Origin of the sequence: Pontixanthobacter sp. CEM42 (assembly GCF_017812015.1) — a bacterium.
Classification (GTDB): domain Bacteria; phylum Pseudomonadota; class Alphaproteobacteria; order Sphingomonadales; family Sphingomonadaceae; genus Pontixanthobacter.
Genome location: NZ_JADQTN010000002.1, coordinates 215,442 through 230,260 on the forward strand (window position 1 = coordinate 215,442; position 14,819 = coordinate 230,260).

General features: G+C 57.1%; 10 protein-coding genes. 3 read left to right on the forward strand and 7 right to left on the reverse strand.

The window, feature by feature from the left end; all coding sequences use genetic code 11:
- The first annotated feature begins 125 nt into the window (after positions 1–125).
- On the forward strand, positions 126–2,465 hold the full coding sequence (locus J9777_RS11045) for a DNA translocase FtsK 4TM domain-containing protein (RefSeq protein ID WP_209348890.1): 2,340 nt from the start codon (positions 126–128) through the stop codon (positions 2,463–2,465).
- On the opposite strand, the gene J9777_RS11050 is transcribed toward J9777_RS11045, so the two are convergent.
- From J9777_RS11050 to J9777_RS11065, 4 genes are all read right to left on the reverse strand, one after another.
- Positions 2,462–3,904: a UdgX family uracil-DNA binding protein gene (locus tag J9777_RS11050; protein WP_209348891.1), complete on the reverse strand. Its 1,443-nt coding sequence runs from the start codon at positions 3,902–3,904 to the stop codon at positions 2,462–2,464. The two genes, J9777_RS11045 and J9777_RS11050, sit on opposite strands and share 4 nt — an antisense overlap.
- Positions 3,901–5,145, reverse strand: a complete 1,245-nt coding sequence (locus J9777_RS11055) for a putative DNA modification/repair radical SAM protein (protein WP_209348892.1) — start codon at positions 5,143–5,145, stop codon at positions 3,901–3,903. The genes J9777_RS11050 and J9777_RS11055 overlap by 4 nt, the downstream gene beginning before the upstream one ends.
- A 125-nt stretch (positions 5,146–5,270) precedes the next feature.
- Positions 5,271–6,302 carry a substrate-binding domain-containing protein gene (locus tag J9777_RS11060; protein WP_209348893.1) on the reverse strand — a complete coding sequence of 344 codons (1,032 nt, stop codon included), beginning with the start codon at positions 6,300–6,302 and terminating at the stop codon, positions 5,271–5,273.
- Between the two features lie 68 nt (positions 6,303–6,370).
- On the reverse strand, positions 6,371–7,756 hold the full coding sequence (locus J9777_RS11065) for a porin (protein WP_209348894.1): 1,386 nt from the start codon (positions 7,754–7,756) through the stop codon (positions 6,371–6,373).
- A 167-nt stretch (positions 7,757–7,923) separates the two neighbouring features.
- Here J9777_RS11065 and ald point away from each other — a divergent pair, with 167 nt between their 5' ends.
- Complete coding sequence (ald, locus tag J9777_RS11070) at positions 7,924–9,039, forward strand: alanine dehydrogenase (RefSeq protein WP_209348895.1); 1,116 nt, start codon at positions 7,924–7,926, stop codon at positions 9,037–9,039.
- 83 nt (positions 9,040–9,122) lie between these two features.
- Entirely contained in the window at positions 9,123–10,826 is a 1,704-nt protein-coding gene (locus J9777_RS11075) for a diguanylate cyclase (RefSeq protein WP_209348896.1), read from the forward strand.
- On the opposite strand, the gene J9777_RS11080 is transcribed toward J9777_RS11075, so the two are convergent.
- From J9777_RS11080 to J9777_RS11090, 3 genes are all read right to left on the reverse strand, one after another.
- Complete coding sequence (locus J9777_RS11080) at positions 10,823–12,079, reverse strand: NADH:flavin oxidoreductase/NADH oxidase family protein (RefSeq protein WP_209348897.1); 1,257 nt, start codon at positions 12,077–12,079, stop codon at positions 10,823–10,825. The genes J9777_RS11075 and J9777_RS11080 overlap by 4 nt on opposite strands.
- A 5-nt stretch (positions 12,080–12,084) precedes the next feature.
- Positions 12,085–12,483, reverse strand: a complete 399-nt coding sequence (locus tag J9777_RS11085) for an acyl-CoA thioesterase (RefSeq protein ID WP_209348898.1) — start codon at positions 12,481–12,483, stop codon at positions 12,085–12,087.
- Positions 12,484–12,568: 85 nt separating this feature from the next.
- On the reverse strand, positions 12,569–14,755 hold the full coding sequence (locus J9777_RS11090) for a S9 family peptidase (RefSeq protein ID WP_209348899.1): 2,187 nt from the start codon (positions 14,753–14,755) through the stop codon (positions 12,569–12,571).
- Positions 14,756–14,819: the final 64 nt, after the last annotated feature.

A 14,819-nucleotide genomic window follows, 5' to 3' on the forward strand; every position in this document is an offset into this window, starting at 1 on the left:
ATCTGGTCTGACACCTGACTCACACCCATTCGAGCAGATTTCGGATTCGGTTCGTCGATAGGTTTCTTGACGCGCGACTCCCCGAGAGTCCATGGTGCCTGCAGACGGATCATTAGGGGTACATTATGGCCAGCCGCGCCATCGGAAAATCGCAAAAAGCAGACTGGCGCGCCGCGTGGCGGCGGTCCTTCCGCCGTGCCGCGCAAATGGGCGGAGCGGTGGTTCTGTTCGGCGGGATGCTATTCCTCGGCCTATCGCTGGCCAGCTACACGCAGACTGACCCGAGTTCCTCCACCGCGGCGGCCACCAATGAAGTCGCGAACTGGATGGGTAGCGCAGGCGCATGGAGCGCGGACATGGTGTTCCTCGTCCTCGGCCTGCCAGGCGTGCTGTTGCTCCCCTTGCTTTATGTATTCGCTCGCAAATTATGGCGCGATGTCGAAGAGGAAGATGTCGACAATGACACCCGCTGGTGGGCGCCGGTCGGTATGCTGCTGTTGGCGATGGCACTGCTCGGCACCGTTCTTTCGCTGGCCTTCGATGGTCCGGGCGGCACTTTGCCCGCGACGCTTGGCGGCACGACAGGCTTGCTTGGTGCCAGTGCGACCGAGGCAATCGCTGGACGTTTTCCCGAAGGTGCGCATGGTTGGATCATATTGGCGCTGGCGTTACTCAGCCTCGCGGGCGGTACCGCGCTGGTAACCCGTGTCTTCGCGATCGATTGGGCGCGACTGTTGACGCTACCGAACTTCCTCAAACGTGCACCATCGCTTGGCGATATCGACATCCCGGTAATCCCCAAGCGCAAGAAGGCGAAGGCCGCGAAAGAAGAGGACGAGCCCGAGCCCGTTATCGATGCTTCGCCGCGTCGCGCGCCTAAGATTACCGACCCAACCAAGCCGCCCAAGAAGGCGCAGCTCGCCAAAGCCAAGCAGGGCGATATGTTCGCGGATTACGCCCTACCAAGCCTCGATTTGCTGGCCGAGCCGCCAGAGGACAATGCACCCAAGCTCGACAAGCTGGCTCTCGAACGCAATGCCCGGCTACTCGAAACGGTGCTCGATGATTTCAACGTAAAGGGCGAGATTACCGCCGTTCGCACCGGCCCGGTCGTGACGATGTACGAGTTGGAGCCTGCGCCGGGCATTAAGGCGGCGCGAGTCATTGGTCTCGCTGAAGATATCGCGCGGAACATGTCTGCGATCAGCGCACGCGTTTCGCCGATACCGGGCAAGACAGTAATGGGTATCGAACTGCCCAATGCCGACCGGCAAATGGTGGTTCTGAAAGAGCTCGCCGCTTGCGAGGACTTCGCCGACGCCAAGGGCGCACTGCCGATCATTCTGGGTAAAGATATCGCAGGCGAGCCAATCGTTGCCGACCTTGCCGCTATGCCGCACTTGCTGGTTGCGGGTACTACCGGCTCGGGTAAGTCGGTTGGTCTCAACTGTATTCTGCTGAGCCTGCTGTACCGCTTTACACCTGCCGAGTGCCGTTTGATCCTGATCGATCCTAAAGTGCTCGAACTCAGCGTCTATGAGGATGTCCCGCATCTGCTGAGTCCGGTGGTTACCGAGCCGCACAAATCAGTCCGCGCGCTCAAATGGGCGGTTGAGGAAATGGAGCGCCGCTACCGGATGATGAGCAGCGTCAATTCGCGCAATATCGCCGGTTTCAACGACAAGGTCCGCACGGCCATTGCCAAAGGCAAACCACTTGGCCGCCGCGTTCAGACGGGCTTCGATCCAGAGACGGGCGAAGAGATCTACGAAGAAGAACAGCTCGATTACGAGCCATTGCCGCAGATCGTGCTGATCGTGGACGAACTGGCCGATTTGATGGTTACCGTCGGCAAGGAAATCGAAGTTCTAATCCAGCGCCTAAGCCAGAAATCGCGCGCCGCAGGTATTCACCTCATCATGGCGACACAGCGCCCGTCGGTCGATGTCATTACCGGCGTGATCAAGGCCAACTTACCCACGCGGATCAGTTTCAAAGTCACCAGCCGGATCGACAGCCGCACCATTCTGGGCGAGCAAGGTAGTGAGCAGCTACTGGGCAAGGGCGACATGCTCTACAAGCCCAACAGCGGCGCGATGGTGCGTGTGCACTGCCCGTTTGTTTCGGATGAGGAAGTCGAGGCCGTCGCTGACCACTGGCGCACGCAGGGCAAGCCCGAATATGTGGATGCCGTCACCGAAGAACCCGAAGATGGCGGCGGTCTCTCTTTCGAAGACGAGCTAACCGCCAGCGACGATCCGGCGGAACGCAAATATCGCCAAGCCTGCCAGATTGTGATCGAAAACCAGAAAGCCTCTGGAAGCTGGCTCCAACGTCAAATGGGTGTCGGGTATAACACTGCTGCGAAATGGATTGAACGCATGGAAAGCGAAGGGCTGGTCGGACCCGCAAACCATGTTGGTCGCCGCGAAATCTTCCGCGATCAGGATGGTAATCCGCTTTAAGCAGCGATTTGGCTTAGCCGCTCCCGCACTTCCGATAGATCATTCTGGAATAGCTGTTCTTGCTGCTTACGCGCGTCTCCATCAAGGCGAAGCAGATAGGATGGGTGCGCGCTAATCCATAGCTCGCTCCCGTCATCCAATGCGATAGGCTGACCGCGCACCGAATTAATGCTGACGGTCTTACCCAGCATTGCGCGCGCTGCACTCGCGCCCAACGCTAGGATCAGCTTCGGCTTCACCGCGTCGCGCTCGGCCTCAACCCACCAGCGGCAGGTATCGACTTCTTTGGCAGTGGGCGTCTGGTGAATGCGCCACTTGCCGCGCTGGACATATTTGAAGTGCTTCACTGCATTGGTGACATAGGCCCGGTCGCGCGCGATTCCGGCCTCGCTCAGATGCACATCGAGCAATTGACCGGCAGGCCCCACAAACGGGCGTCCTGACTGATCTTCCTGATCACCAGGCTGTTCGCCCACTATCATCAGCGCAGCATCCTGTGGTCCCGCGCCCATCACCGCCTGATTTGCCAGCTCGCCAATTTCGCAATTCCGACAAGCACTGATCGCGCGCTCGATCGCTTCCAAGGTCTCCGGCCGGGCTTCGTGTTCTATCGCCCCGGCATCGACCATCTGTGCTTCGCGAGATTGTGCACCCGCGATCAATTCAGGGATCAGCTCCGCCTCGGGCATGTTCTTCCAATATTTCTTGGGCATCTCGCTCATCATCGCGCCGACTTTCAATCGCGCGGGATTGAAGATCGAAGCATAGTATTTGCGCCAGAAGTCTTCGGTCGGATCATTATCCGGCGCATCGCTCCGCTGAGCAGGCGGGCTTTCACGGACAGTCTTGCCGTCCCAATGGATGCACCCTTTCGGCGTCAGTATCGACCAATGCATATTAGCGAAGCGGCGCTTAAAGAACCCAGCATTGGCACGGACGATATGATGGTCCGGCTCGAACCAAGCGACGTAGTGCTCCGTGCCGTCTTCATCCTGCACTTCGCGAAAGCGCACGAAGGCGTGCATCTTGTGGCTATCGCGGCGGACGCTCTTGGCCAGATCTTCGATCCTGCGCACGTCACTGTCGGTCTTGTCCTCCATAATCCGCGGATTGGACTGTAGCCGCCACAGCAACCGGTAAAGCAGCGCAAATCGCTCGGGATCGCTGTGCAGGATCGCGTTACGAGCCACGGACACAAAGCGTTTGCTTGCCCGCGCATGCGGGGCATTGGCGGGCGGCTCAGGCAGTGCCTCACCATCGCGAGAACCGGCCGAGAAGAGATCGCCCAACCCGCCAGGTTCGGTCCACATCACGCGCTCGGGCGCGATCCCACAGCGCACCAAGCGTCGTGCTTGATCGCGCCAGCAATCAAAATCATCGGCGCGGGACATAATGACCGAATAGTGTTTTCGATCAGCAGCAGATTGCAGCATGTTCATGCCGCAAATAGCTCCAACTGCTCCTGCTTTGGTGCGAGCATTTTGCGCAGATCAGCGCGATCAGTCAGCGCCGTCGGTCGCCAATCGGCTGCGCAGATAAAAGGCCGTACTTTGGCAATCGAGACTGTGAGTTTACCCACTTCGTCCAGCCGCAAAGTCCGGTGTCGCCGTGCGGCGATGATCCGGTTTACTGCAGTCACACCCAAGCCGGGGACACGCAGCAATTGCTCTCGCGGTGCGCGGTTTACATCGAGCGGGAACATGGACCGAAACTTCAGCGCCCATGCCAGCTTGGGATCGATATCGAGCGGCAAATTGCCATCCTCTCCGGTGGCTTGCTGAACCTCGCGCGCTTGATAGCCGTAGAACCGCATCAACCAGTCCGACTGATACAGCCGGTGCTCGCGGATCAAGGGTGGGCGTTTGAGCGGCAGGACTGCGCTGGCATCAGGAATAGGGCTGAAGGCCGAATAATAGACCCGCCGCAAACGAAAGCCTCCGTAAAGCTTACTTGCACGTCCAACGATGTCGGAATCGCTCGCCGTATCTGCGCCAACGATCATTTGCGTCGATTGACCAGCGGGCGCAAAACGTGGCGCATGTTTGAAACGTTTCTTGGCGTCCTTGGCTTCGACGATGTCCGATTTGACCTTACCCATCGCGCCCTCGATTTGGCTGGCATCCTTATCGGGCGCGAGCCGCGTCAGCCCTTTGCGCGTCGGCAGCTCGACATTGATCGACACGCGATCGGCATAGAGCCCCGCCTGATGCACCAACTCCGGATCAGCTTCGGGAATGGTCTTGAGATGAATGTAACCGCGAAAATCATATTCCTCGCGCAAGATTCGTGCAGCCTCCACCATTTGCTCCATGGTGAAGTTGGAACTCTTGATAATGCCTGAGGACAGGAACAGCCCCTCAATATAATTCCGCTTGTAAAAACTGATCGTCAGATCGGCAACTTCCTGAGGTGTGAAGCGCGCGCGGCGGACATTGCTGCTCTTGCGGTTGATACAATAATGGCAATCAAAGATGCAGTGATTGGTCAGCAGAATTTTGAGCAGCGAGATACATCGACCGTCTGGCGCATAGGCATGGCAAATCCCCATCCCCTCAGTCGAGCCGATACCCTCTCCACCAAGCGAGTTCTTCTTCGCCGTTCCCGATGACGCGCAGGAGGCATCATATTTGGCCGCGTCGGCCAGAATGCCGAGCTTTTCGATTGTTGATAGCGAACCCATTAGTTCACTATATGTTCTCGTCGGAAAAAGGGAAGAACTTTCAAACAGTAAAGGCCCCGCCAAATGGCGAGGCCCTTCTGTGAATGTCAGTTGTCCGGAGGCGAGGCCCGCCGGATATGACCAGCTTACTTCAAATCGTCAGCCGTCAGAGTCATGAACTCGGTGGTCTTTTTGACATTTTCGGCGCGGACATCATCAGGCGATGCAACCAAGCCGATTTTTGCGAGTGGGCCATCTTTGTCCCAGCTCTTCGCCCATTCGGCGAGAAACACATCAAGACCCGGGATTTGGCCGATATGCTGCTTCTTCACATACATGTAGAGCGGACGCGCACCGGGGTAAGCGAAGCTGGAGATATTCTCATAAGTCGGGTCGCTGCCATTCATTGGTAGGCCCTGGACCTTGTCAGCATTCTCTTCGAGGTAAGAGTAACCGAATACACCGACCGCTTTGTCATTGCCGCCGATCTTCTGGACGATCAGATTGTCATTCTCACCCTGATCAACGAATTTGCCGTCACCGCGCACTTCGGTGCAAACTTGGTCGTAGCGGTCTTCGTCGCTTTCTTTCAGAGCTTGCATCTCTGGGTTGGTCTTGCAGCCAGCTTCCAGAACCAGCTCTTTCAGCGCATCACGCGTGCCCGATGTCGATGGCGGGCCATATACGAGGATGGGCTCGGCAGGGAGTGACGGATCAACATCAGCCCATGTTTCAGCGGTCTGCTCGCCGCCAAATGGTGCTTTGGCCAGTGCCTTGTAGACGATCTCTGGCGTCAGGTTCATGGTAATGCCGCCTTGCGCCGACGCAAAAGCAATTCCGTCGAGGCCGACCTGGATTTCAATGACGTCGGTCACGCCGTTTTCTTGGCATGTCGCAAATTCAGATGCTTTCATCCGGCGCGATGCGTTGGCGATATCCGGAGTGTCGTTACCAACGCCCGCGCAAAACTGCTTGATTCCGCCGCCGCTGCCATTGGATTCGATCAGCGGGCCAGTCATGCCTGCATTGTTCAGCGCTGCATTTTCAGCAACAACTTTGGCAAACGGGAAGACGGTCGAAGAGCCGACTACGTGGACCGGTTCTACTGCAGTGTCAGAACACGCAGCAACAGCCAGAGCGGACACCGCGACGAGCGAAAATTTGGAAATCAAACGCATAATAATAATCCCTGTCAGAATATGTTGCACCAGCGCCTATCGGCACTGTGTGACGCGAATATGACAAACTAGAAGTCGATTTGAGCGCGAACCCCGACGACATCGACACCATATGATGTGTCACCGCCTGCAGTCGGGAATACGGCCTGATCATACTCAAGCCGACCGTAATTCGCGAGGAACAGAACCCAGTCGGTCGGCTTCCAGATCAGTGATAGAAAGAAGCCGTCCTGCGTTCCGCCGACAATTCCGCTGTCCGACAAATCAAGCCGGTCATAACGGGCATTGATCTGGACCGAACCCATACCGCCTTCGCCAACCGGATTGGCAGGCTTGGTACGGTCAAACTTGCCGCCTTTGTACCCGCGCGTATCGCCCTCGGTCAGGAAGTAACCGACTTCGGCATAACCGCCGAAGAATGTCGGATCGGCAAGCATCATCGGACGGTTGACCCGGCGCCAGTAGCCCTCAGCCGCAGCGTGGAACGGGCCGGAGACAAACGCACCTTCAACGCCGTAAGACAGCTCGCTATCAGCAGCGAAATTGCCGGTGTTGATAAAGCGCTCGCTGGTGAAAGCGACCAGCGGGCGCTGGCGATAGCGCACCGTCGAGCCGGGATCGACTTCACGGTAATTGATCGTTCCGCCCAGGTGCAGCTGACTGTTACCGATCTTCGGCATGTACACTACGCGGCCATTGGCGCTCCACGCATCGTTGGAAAGCCGATCCATATTGTCAGTGAAGACGCCGCCTTGCAGCAGCACATCACCGGAGCCGTATTGGACACCAACGCCAACACGGCGAATAAAGTTGAACGCATCGGTGTAAGCGGCGCGCTCAATAAAGGTGGTATGAAGCGAACTGGTCAGCTCTTCCAACGACTGAAAATTGTTGAACTGGCCGACCATGATATCGAGATCACCTGCCTCATAGGAGATGATCGCGTCGGTCACCGCGAGGTCGCTATTCGCAACGTCGACTTCAAACTTGTAACCGAAGCCACCTGGCATATCGCCAGCGACACCGAGGCGCGCTCGGCGAATATCGTTGCCGAAACCATCGTCACGTCCCGTTGATGAGGGCGCACTGACGATGCCGGCATCATATTGCAAACGACCACGCGGCTTGAAGCTCCAGCCGCCTTTGCCAGAAATCTCCGGAGCACCTTTCCAAGTGACTTCTGTATCCGGTTCGGGCGCGGGTGGCACTGGCGGCATGGGAGCAGGTGGCGGCGGTGTCGCTGCCTTAACAGCAACCGCTTCGATAGTGCTTTCCGCTTCTTCAAGCTCGCCTTCCAGCGTTTCGATCCGCTGAGCCATCGCCGCCATTTCGGCGCGCATTTCTGCAAGTTCTTCCTGAACAGTCGGCGCGTTCTGCGCCATTGCGGGCTGCGCCCAACCACATGCGAAAGCGAATGCGAGTGCAGATCCCGTTGCACTGGCTCGTAGTGTCATCGTCAGTACCTTTACATATCTGTGAAACTTTCCCGACGCCGATATGTCGCTAATGTGACAGTTTGGCGACTGTGGAAAAGTAACCTCGCGGAGAGCTGGGTAGAACATCTCTTGTTCGAATCTCGTTTCAGTTGTAACTATCAAGCATATTCAGGAGACCTCCCCCAATGCGTATCGGTTGCCCCTCAGAGATCAAAAATCACGAATATCGCGTCGGCCTGACGCCTGAAAGCGCCCGCGAATTGGGCGTCAACGGACATGACGTCTGGATCCAGAGCGGCGCGGGCATGGGTATCGGTGCGACAGACGATGAATATCGTGATGCGGGCTGCAAGATTGTCGACGGCCCCGATCCGATCTTCGCCGAATGCGAAATGGTGGTAAAGGTCAAAGAACCCCAAGCTATCGAACGCGCCAAACTGCGCGAAGGCCAGATCCTTTACACCTACCTCCATCTCGCGCCCGATCCGGAGCAAACCGCCGATTTGGTGAAATCGGGCGTGACTGCGATCGCCTATGAAACGGTGACGGGCAAAGGCGGTATACTGCCCCTACTTAAACCCATGAGCCAAGTCGCTGGCCGGATGAGTATTCAAGCTGGCGCGACGGCACTGGAAAAAGCCCACGGTGGACGCGGTGTACTCGTCGGCGGCGTACCCGGCGTTCTACCCGGCAAAGTTGTCGTCATCGGCGGCGGCGTAGTCGGCTTTAATGCAGCGCAGATGGCGGTCGGTCTCGGCGGTGATGTCGAAATCCTCGACCGCGACCCCGAAGTGCTGGAGAAAGTCGGTACCTTCTTCGAAGCGCGCGCGAGCACGCGGTTCTCGAACAAGACCAATCTGGAAGATGCCGTGCGCCAGGCCGATCTGGTCATCGGCGCGGTCCTGATACCAGGTGCCGCCGCGCCGAAGCTCATCAGCCGCGAATTGCTGAAAGAGATGAAGCCAGGTGCGGTTCTGGTCGATGTCGCAATCGACCAGGGCGGGTGCTTCGAAACATCGAAAGCCACCACCCATGCCGATCCAACCTATGTGGTTGACGACATTGTCCACTACTGCGTCGCCAACATGCCGGGCGCGGTTGCGCGGACCAGCACTTACGCGCTGAACAATGTGACTTTGCCGCATGCGCTGCGAATGGCACGCGATGGCTGGAAAGAGGCAATGCGCCGCGATCCGCACCTCGCCGAAGGTCTCAATGTCCACGAGGGCAAGGTGACATATCAAGCCGTGGCCGAAGAATTGGGCTATGACTTCACTCCGACGTCAGAAATTATTGCTTAAAAACAGCATAGTATAGGGTTTACGAGATATAAACGCCGTCGCGCTATCCATGCGCGGTGGGAAATATATTCGCCCGTTGCCTGATGATGGCCCTGTGCACGGCGCTGACTTACGTCAGCCCGGCATATGCTGGTGAACGACACGACAATATTAGTTATGCGCCAAGCTGCTCTGCAGTGGCCTCTGTCACAATCGATGCGGTAGAAGTCATTGCCGATCCGCAGCGTTGGGATTGTTCCGACGCAGATTATGCCAGTGGACAGCAAGTCACATATCTGCGCTTCGACGCAAGCGAATGGCAGGACGGCGTTGCTCCGGTAAGCTTCTTCACCCGGATCAGCCGTTTCCAATCGATCACCTTAATTGCCCATGACGCCGATGGCTGGGTCGACAGCATCACTTACACACCGCAGGACGCGCGCCCGATTGCGGCCGGCCCGGTGTTCACGCTGGAGCTGCCAGAGATAGGTTCGGAAACCACCGAAGTCGTCGCGCGGATCGAGGGTCCGCATAGCGTAACAATGCTGTCCGAAGCGCGCCTCTCCACGACACCTGATGGTGCCGAATGGACGCAGATCAATGTCATGTTGCTGGTGCTAATTGTCGGCATACTGATCTCACCACTGATCTTTGATCTGAGTTTCTTTGTCGTTCTGCGCGAACGGTTCGTGATGATCCATGCGGGCATGGTTGCAACGATGATCGGCTACGTCCTGTTCGCTGGCGGTGTGATCACAATCTTCACCGAAGTGTCGGTCACGACGATGGCCATTCTCGGTCCATTACTGTGGGCAGTGGGTGTCGCGCTAGGCGCATTCTTCATGGTCGAATTTCTCGAAGAGGATGCGATCCCGCCGTCAATGCGCAATCTTATACGATGGTGCGGCTGGTGGGTGCTGCTGGTGCCTGGTTTCTTCTCGCTCCAGCTTGAAGCCACGCAAGCGTTCGATGACACGGCCTATTTCGTGGCGTTCATTCCAGTAATCGCGGTTTACACAGCTTGCCTATTGATCGCCCTGATCCGCGGAAGCCGCAGTGCGAAATTCCTTGCCGGGGCGTGGCTCCCGATCATCTTCGCCGCCACTGACCGGCTGCTGCGCGGTATGGATGTCTACACCGGACCATCGACGCTCGATCAATTGCTCTATCTGGCACTTGGCGCAGAAGTGGTGATTATCGCCATCGGTGTCGCCGACCGGTTCTTAGCGATGCGGGTCGAACGTGACAGAGCGGTCATCCAAACCGACGTGCTCAAGAAAACCGCAGAGCGTGATCCACTCACAAACCTGTTCAATCGCCGGATGATCGACCGCCGCTTTGCCAAGCTGAAGCAGGACGGCTTCAATACCATCGCTCTGATCGATCTGGACCGCTTCAAAGAGATAAACGACCAGTTCGGTCATGCGACCGGAGACGCCGCGCTCAAAGCCACTGCCGACGCGCTACGCAGCGAGCCCGGACGCGATATGATCGCTGTGCGGATGGGCGGCGAAGAATTCATGCTGATCGCGCGCGGCAAAGATGCCCAGCAGCGGCTTGAGCGCGTTCGCCAAGCGATCCCTGCACGTATCGCGCATGACGTGCCAGGCTTGGACCGGACCGTTACCGCGAGCATGGGCATGATTGAAATTCGGCCATCTGGCTTGGAACAAGCAACCTTGGACGACCTTTATCACCGCGCCGACACGTTACTGTACGAAGCCAAGCAAAACGGGCGAAATCGCACCATGCATGAGCGCTTGACGATGTTCTCAACCAACCCGGACGAGGAAGAGGCAGCCGCCTAGGCTTTACCCGCGCGCCATTTCCGATAGTTCTTGGCACGCCGCGCGGTCTGCCATTGATCGGACAGCATCGCACGAATTGGCGAGATGGTCGGCTTCACCGGCTTGCCCGCCGCCATCCGGCCCATTTGGGCCTTAGTGATCGCCATGGTTGCGAGACCCTTCAGCGAGGTATTCGACCAGTTTGGCGCAGGCATTTCGAATTCTAGCGAGCGATCCTGTTTCCAGTCATTCGGCAAGTCAGGATTGAACGCCATCGCGCGGGCAATGCCGAGCATCTCCACGCCGAATCCTGCCGCATCATGCTCCATCGCATCTTCGGCGGTTGAGCGCTTGGTAATCCCGCCAGTGACCATGATCGGCATATCAGCAACTTTGGCGATATCCCGCGCGAATTGGATGAAATATGCTTCGCGTTTGCCCGTGGAATTATCGGACTCAGTACCAGTCATAGCAGGACTTTCGTAAGAGCCGCCTGAAAGCTCGACATAATCGACGCCGTAACCGTTCAACCATTCGACGACTTGCCGTGCATCTTCGAATTCGAAGCCACCCTTCTGGAAATCGGCTGAGTTGAGTTTGACCGCCACGCCGAAAGACAGCTTCACCGCTTTGCGTACTCGCTCGACAATGGACAGCAGGAATCGCGCACGGTTTTCCAAGCTGCCGCCCCATTGATCGGTGCGCTGATTGGTTAGCGGTGACAGGAATTGGCTCGAAAGATAGCCATGCGCCGAATGTATTTGCACACCATCGAAACCAGCCGCTTCAGCCTGCAATGCAGTATCGACGAAGCGCTGGATAATCGCCTCGATTTCATGCTCCTGAAGCGCACGCGGTTCAGCAAACAGAGAGGACAGCTTCCCCAGATCGAGCGCCTTATCCGATGGGGATACCGCTTCCTCACCCAGATTTTTATACATCTGGCGGCCAGTGTGATTGATCTGCATCCACATCTGCGCTCCGCCCGACTTGCCAATATCGGCCCAACGTTTGAACGGCGCGATGTCGGTGCTCTTTTCCAATACAACGCCGCCGGGACCGGTAAGCGAGGATGGCGCAACCATCACATTGCCGGTCAGGATCATCCCGACCCCGCCTTTCGCCCATGCGTCATAGAGCGAGAACAGCCGCGCGCCCGGATATTGGCCGGGTTGTTCTGCCAGATTTTCCTCCATCGCTGCTTTGCACAGACGGTTGGAAACCGTGCTGCCATTGGGCAGCGTCAATGGCTGGAAGATTGCGGATGTGCTCATCAGATTTACTCTTGTTCGAGAAGAAATGGCGCGATCACTTCGGGCCGGATACGGGCAAGGCGCTGCGTTTCGCGGTGGAGCATCGCCCAATTGGTCAGCGCGGATACGATGATCTTGCCTTCGGCATTGCGGAAATTAACGCGGCGCCCCGATTGCGCGCCTTTGGCAGGGCCCGGAATCCAGGTTTCGCCGGTCACGCTTTCACCTTCAGTAATATTGCCGCGGTAATCAATCTCGTGCCGGACAACGAGCCATACAAACTCCGCTGCATGAACCGGATCGGCAACCGCCTCCCAATGCGCGGTCGCCATATCCTGCACCCACTGGACCCACACCGCATTATTGACGTGCCCCATCACATCGATGTGCTCGGGTTCGGCGGTGAAGGTTTTGGAGAACTTCATTTCAGCGGTCCGTTCGTGTCGAGCGTCGTCGAGACACCCATTTTGCGGGTTCTCGACTTCGCTCGAACCGAACGGGTTTTATATATCACTCATCAATCCCGTGATGGCTCAGGATAAAGGCATATTCCTCCGCCGCTTCATACAGTGATGTGAAACGCCCCGACTTGCCTCCATGGCCTGCCCCCATATTGGTCTTGAGCAGCAGCTCGTTGTCGTCGGTCTTGGTGTCGCGCAGTTTGGCGACCCATTTGGCCGGCTCCCAATAGGTAACACGCGGATCGTTGAGGCCTGCGGTGACCAGCATCGGCGGGTATTCCTGCGCTACAACCTGATCATACGGACTGTAACTGAGGATATAGACGAAGGACTGTTTGCTCTCGATCGGGTTACCCCATTCGGGCCATTCGCCCGGGGTCAGCGGCAGGCTGGTATCGAGCATCGTATTCAGCACATCGACAAACGGCACATCCGCCACCACAGCTTTCCAAAGCTTCGGATCGGTATTGACCACCACACCCATCAACTCGCCGCCAGCAGAACCGCCAGAGGCGCTGATTTCGCCTTCGCGTGTGTAGCCTTTGGCAGCAAGGCCCTTCGCCACATCGACGAAGTCAGTGTAGGTGTTCCACCGCTCGTTCATCTTGCCTTGCAAATACCAGTTGCGGCCCAGATCATCGCCACCGCGAATATGCGCGATGGCATAAGCGACACCGCGATCAAGCAAGCTCAGGCGGGAGGACGAGAAGCCCGGAGGCACTGCGTAGCCATAGGCACCATAGGCATAGAGATGCAGCGGGGCCGGCTTGCCGTCTTCGGCCATCGCGCGATCCTTGCGCATCACAATACTAACAGGAACTTGCGTGCCGTCGCGCGCGGTCACAGTCTCGCGCACCGTGGTGTACAACGAGGCATCATAGCCACTCGGGATTTCCTGCTGCTTGAGCAGTTCCAGCTTGGCGTCAGCAAGATGGTAATCATAAACCGAATCCGGCGTGACCATGCTTTCATATGTCAGTCGCAGCTTGCTCACATCATATTCGGGATTGTTCGACAGGCCTGCCGAATAGCTTGCCTCCGGAAACGCGACGGGCGTGATCTTCGACGCGTCATCGTAGGACCGCACCTGCACCTGATCGAGGCCATTCAAACGTCCTTCAGTGACGTAGAAATCCTTGAACAGGTCGAAATCGGTTAGATAGAATTCGTCCGAGCCTGCAATGCTGGTTGTCCATTCGCCCGGTGCATCCAAAGATGCTGTTGCCAGGCGGAAGTTCACATGATCATCATTGGTATGGATGAACATTGTTTGCCCGCGAATATCGACCGAATATTCAACTCCCTTCTCGCGCGCTTTGACCAAGATCTGTTCGCCGAACGGATCGTCGGCGCGCACCAAGCGGACCTCGCTGGTCTCGTTGTCGCCTGCCCCAAGGATCAGCCAGTCTTCTTCGGCTGACAGACCCGCGCCAACGCTGAAGCCGATATCCGGCTCGCTATAAATCTCGACATCTTCCTCGACAGAAGTGCCCAGCTTGTGAACGCGGACATTATCCACGCGCCAGTTCTCATTGGCCTTGCCGTATACCAGCACCGTATCATTCGCCGCCCAGACTAGGCCCGTGCGCGTTTCCGGAATTTCATCGCCCAGCAATTCACCGGTCTGCAGATCTTTGATCTTGGCGGTGTAACGTTCTGCCCCGTCATCATCATAGGAATACGCAAGATAACGGCCGTTTTTGCTGACCGAAAATGCACCGAGGCGGTGATATTCCTTACCTTCGGCCATCTCGTTTTCGTCGAGCAGAAGTTCCTTCTCGCCGCCAGCCACTGGCTCACGATACCACAGGCGGTATTCTTTACCTTCTGCAACTTCGGTCCAATAGACCCAGTCGCCATCCTTTTGCGGGACGGAGGAATCATCCTCTTTCACGCGGCCTTTGAGCTCTTCAAACAACGTATCGACCAGCGGCTTGCGATCAGCCATTTCCTGCTCGAACCACGCATTCTCTGCCTTCACATAGTCGAGCACGTCTTCATCATCGATTGTCGGATAGGATTGATCCTTCAACCAATGATACGGATCGGAAATCGTGATGCCGTGATGTGTGTAAGAATGCTCGCGCTTCTCAGCGACGGGCGGGGCAGTGAGTTTGGATTCGGTCAAACTGGTTTCCTCTTTCGGGGTGGCATCCTGCGCCAAAACTGGGGCCGCCAACACTACTGCGGCGAGCGAAATGGCAGTGCTCGATATCAATTTTTGCGCAAACTTCATGGCGGATGTCCCTGTTGAAATGGTGATGCATCTGGTAATGGGTTCACATGAAACTATGTCGGCT

What these genes read in the sequence shown, in the direction of transcription:
- J9777_RS11075 (WP_209348896.1), top strand. Translation starts at nt 9,123, where the DNA reads ATGATGGCCCTGTGCACGGCGCTGACTTACGTCAGCCCGGCATATGCT.
- J9777_RS11055 (WP_209348892.1), bottom strand. Translation starts at nt 5,145, where the DNA reads ATGGGTTCGCTATCAACAATCGAAAAGCTCGGCATTCTGGCCGACGCG.
- J9777_RS11060 (WP_209348893.1), bottom strand. Translation starts at nt 6,302, where the DNA reads ATGCGTTTGATTTCCAAATTTTCGCTCGTCGCGGTGTCCGCTCTGGCT.
- J9777_RS11050 (WP_209348891.1), bottom strand. Translation starts at nt 3,904, where the DNA reads ATGAACATGCTGCAATCTGCTGCTGATCGAAAACACTATTCGGTCATT.
- J9777_RS11045 (WP_209348890.1), top strand. Translation starts at nt 126, where the DNA reads ATGGCCAGCCGCGCCATCGGAAAATCGCAAAAAGCAGACTGGCGCGCC.
- J9777_RS11080 (WP_209348897.1), bottom strand. Translation starts at nt 12,079, where the DNA reads ATGAGCACATCCGCAATCTTCCAGCCATTGACGCTGCCCAATGGCAGC.
- ald (WP_209348895.1), top strand. Translation starts at nt 7,924, where the DNA reads ATGCGTATCGGTTGCCCCTCAGAGATCAAAAATCACGAATATCGCGTC.
- J9777_RS11065 (WP_209348894.1), bottom strand. Translation starts at nt 7,756, where the DNA reads ATGACACTACGAGCCAGTGCAACGGGATCTGCACTCGCATTCGCTTTC.
- J9777_RS11090 (WP_209348899.1), bottom strand. Translation starts at nt 14,755, where the DNA reads ATGAAGTTTGCGCAAAAATTGATATCGAGCACTGCCATTTCGCTCGCC.
- J9777_RS11085 (WP_209348898.1), bottom strand. Translation starts at nt 12,483, where the DNA reads ATGAAGTTCTCCAAAACCTTCACCGCCGAACCCGAGCACATCGATGTG.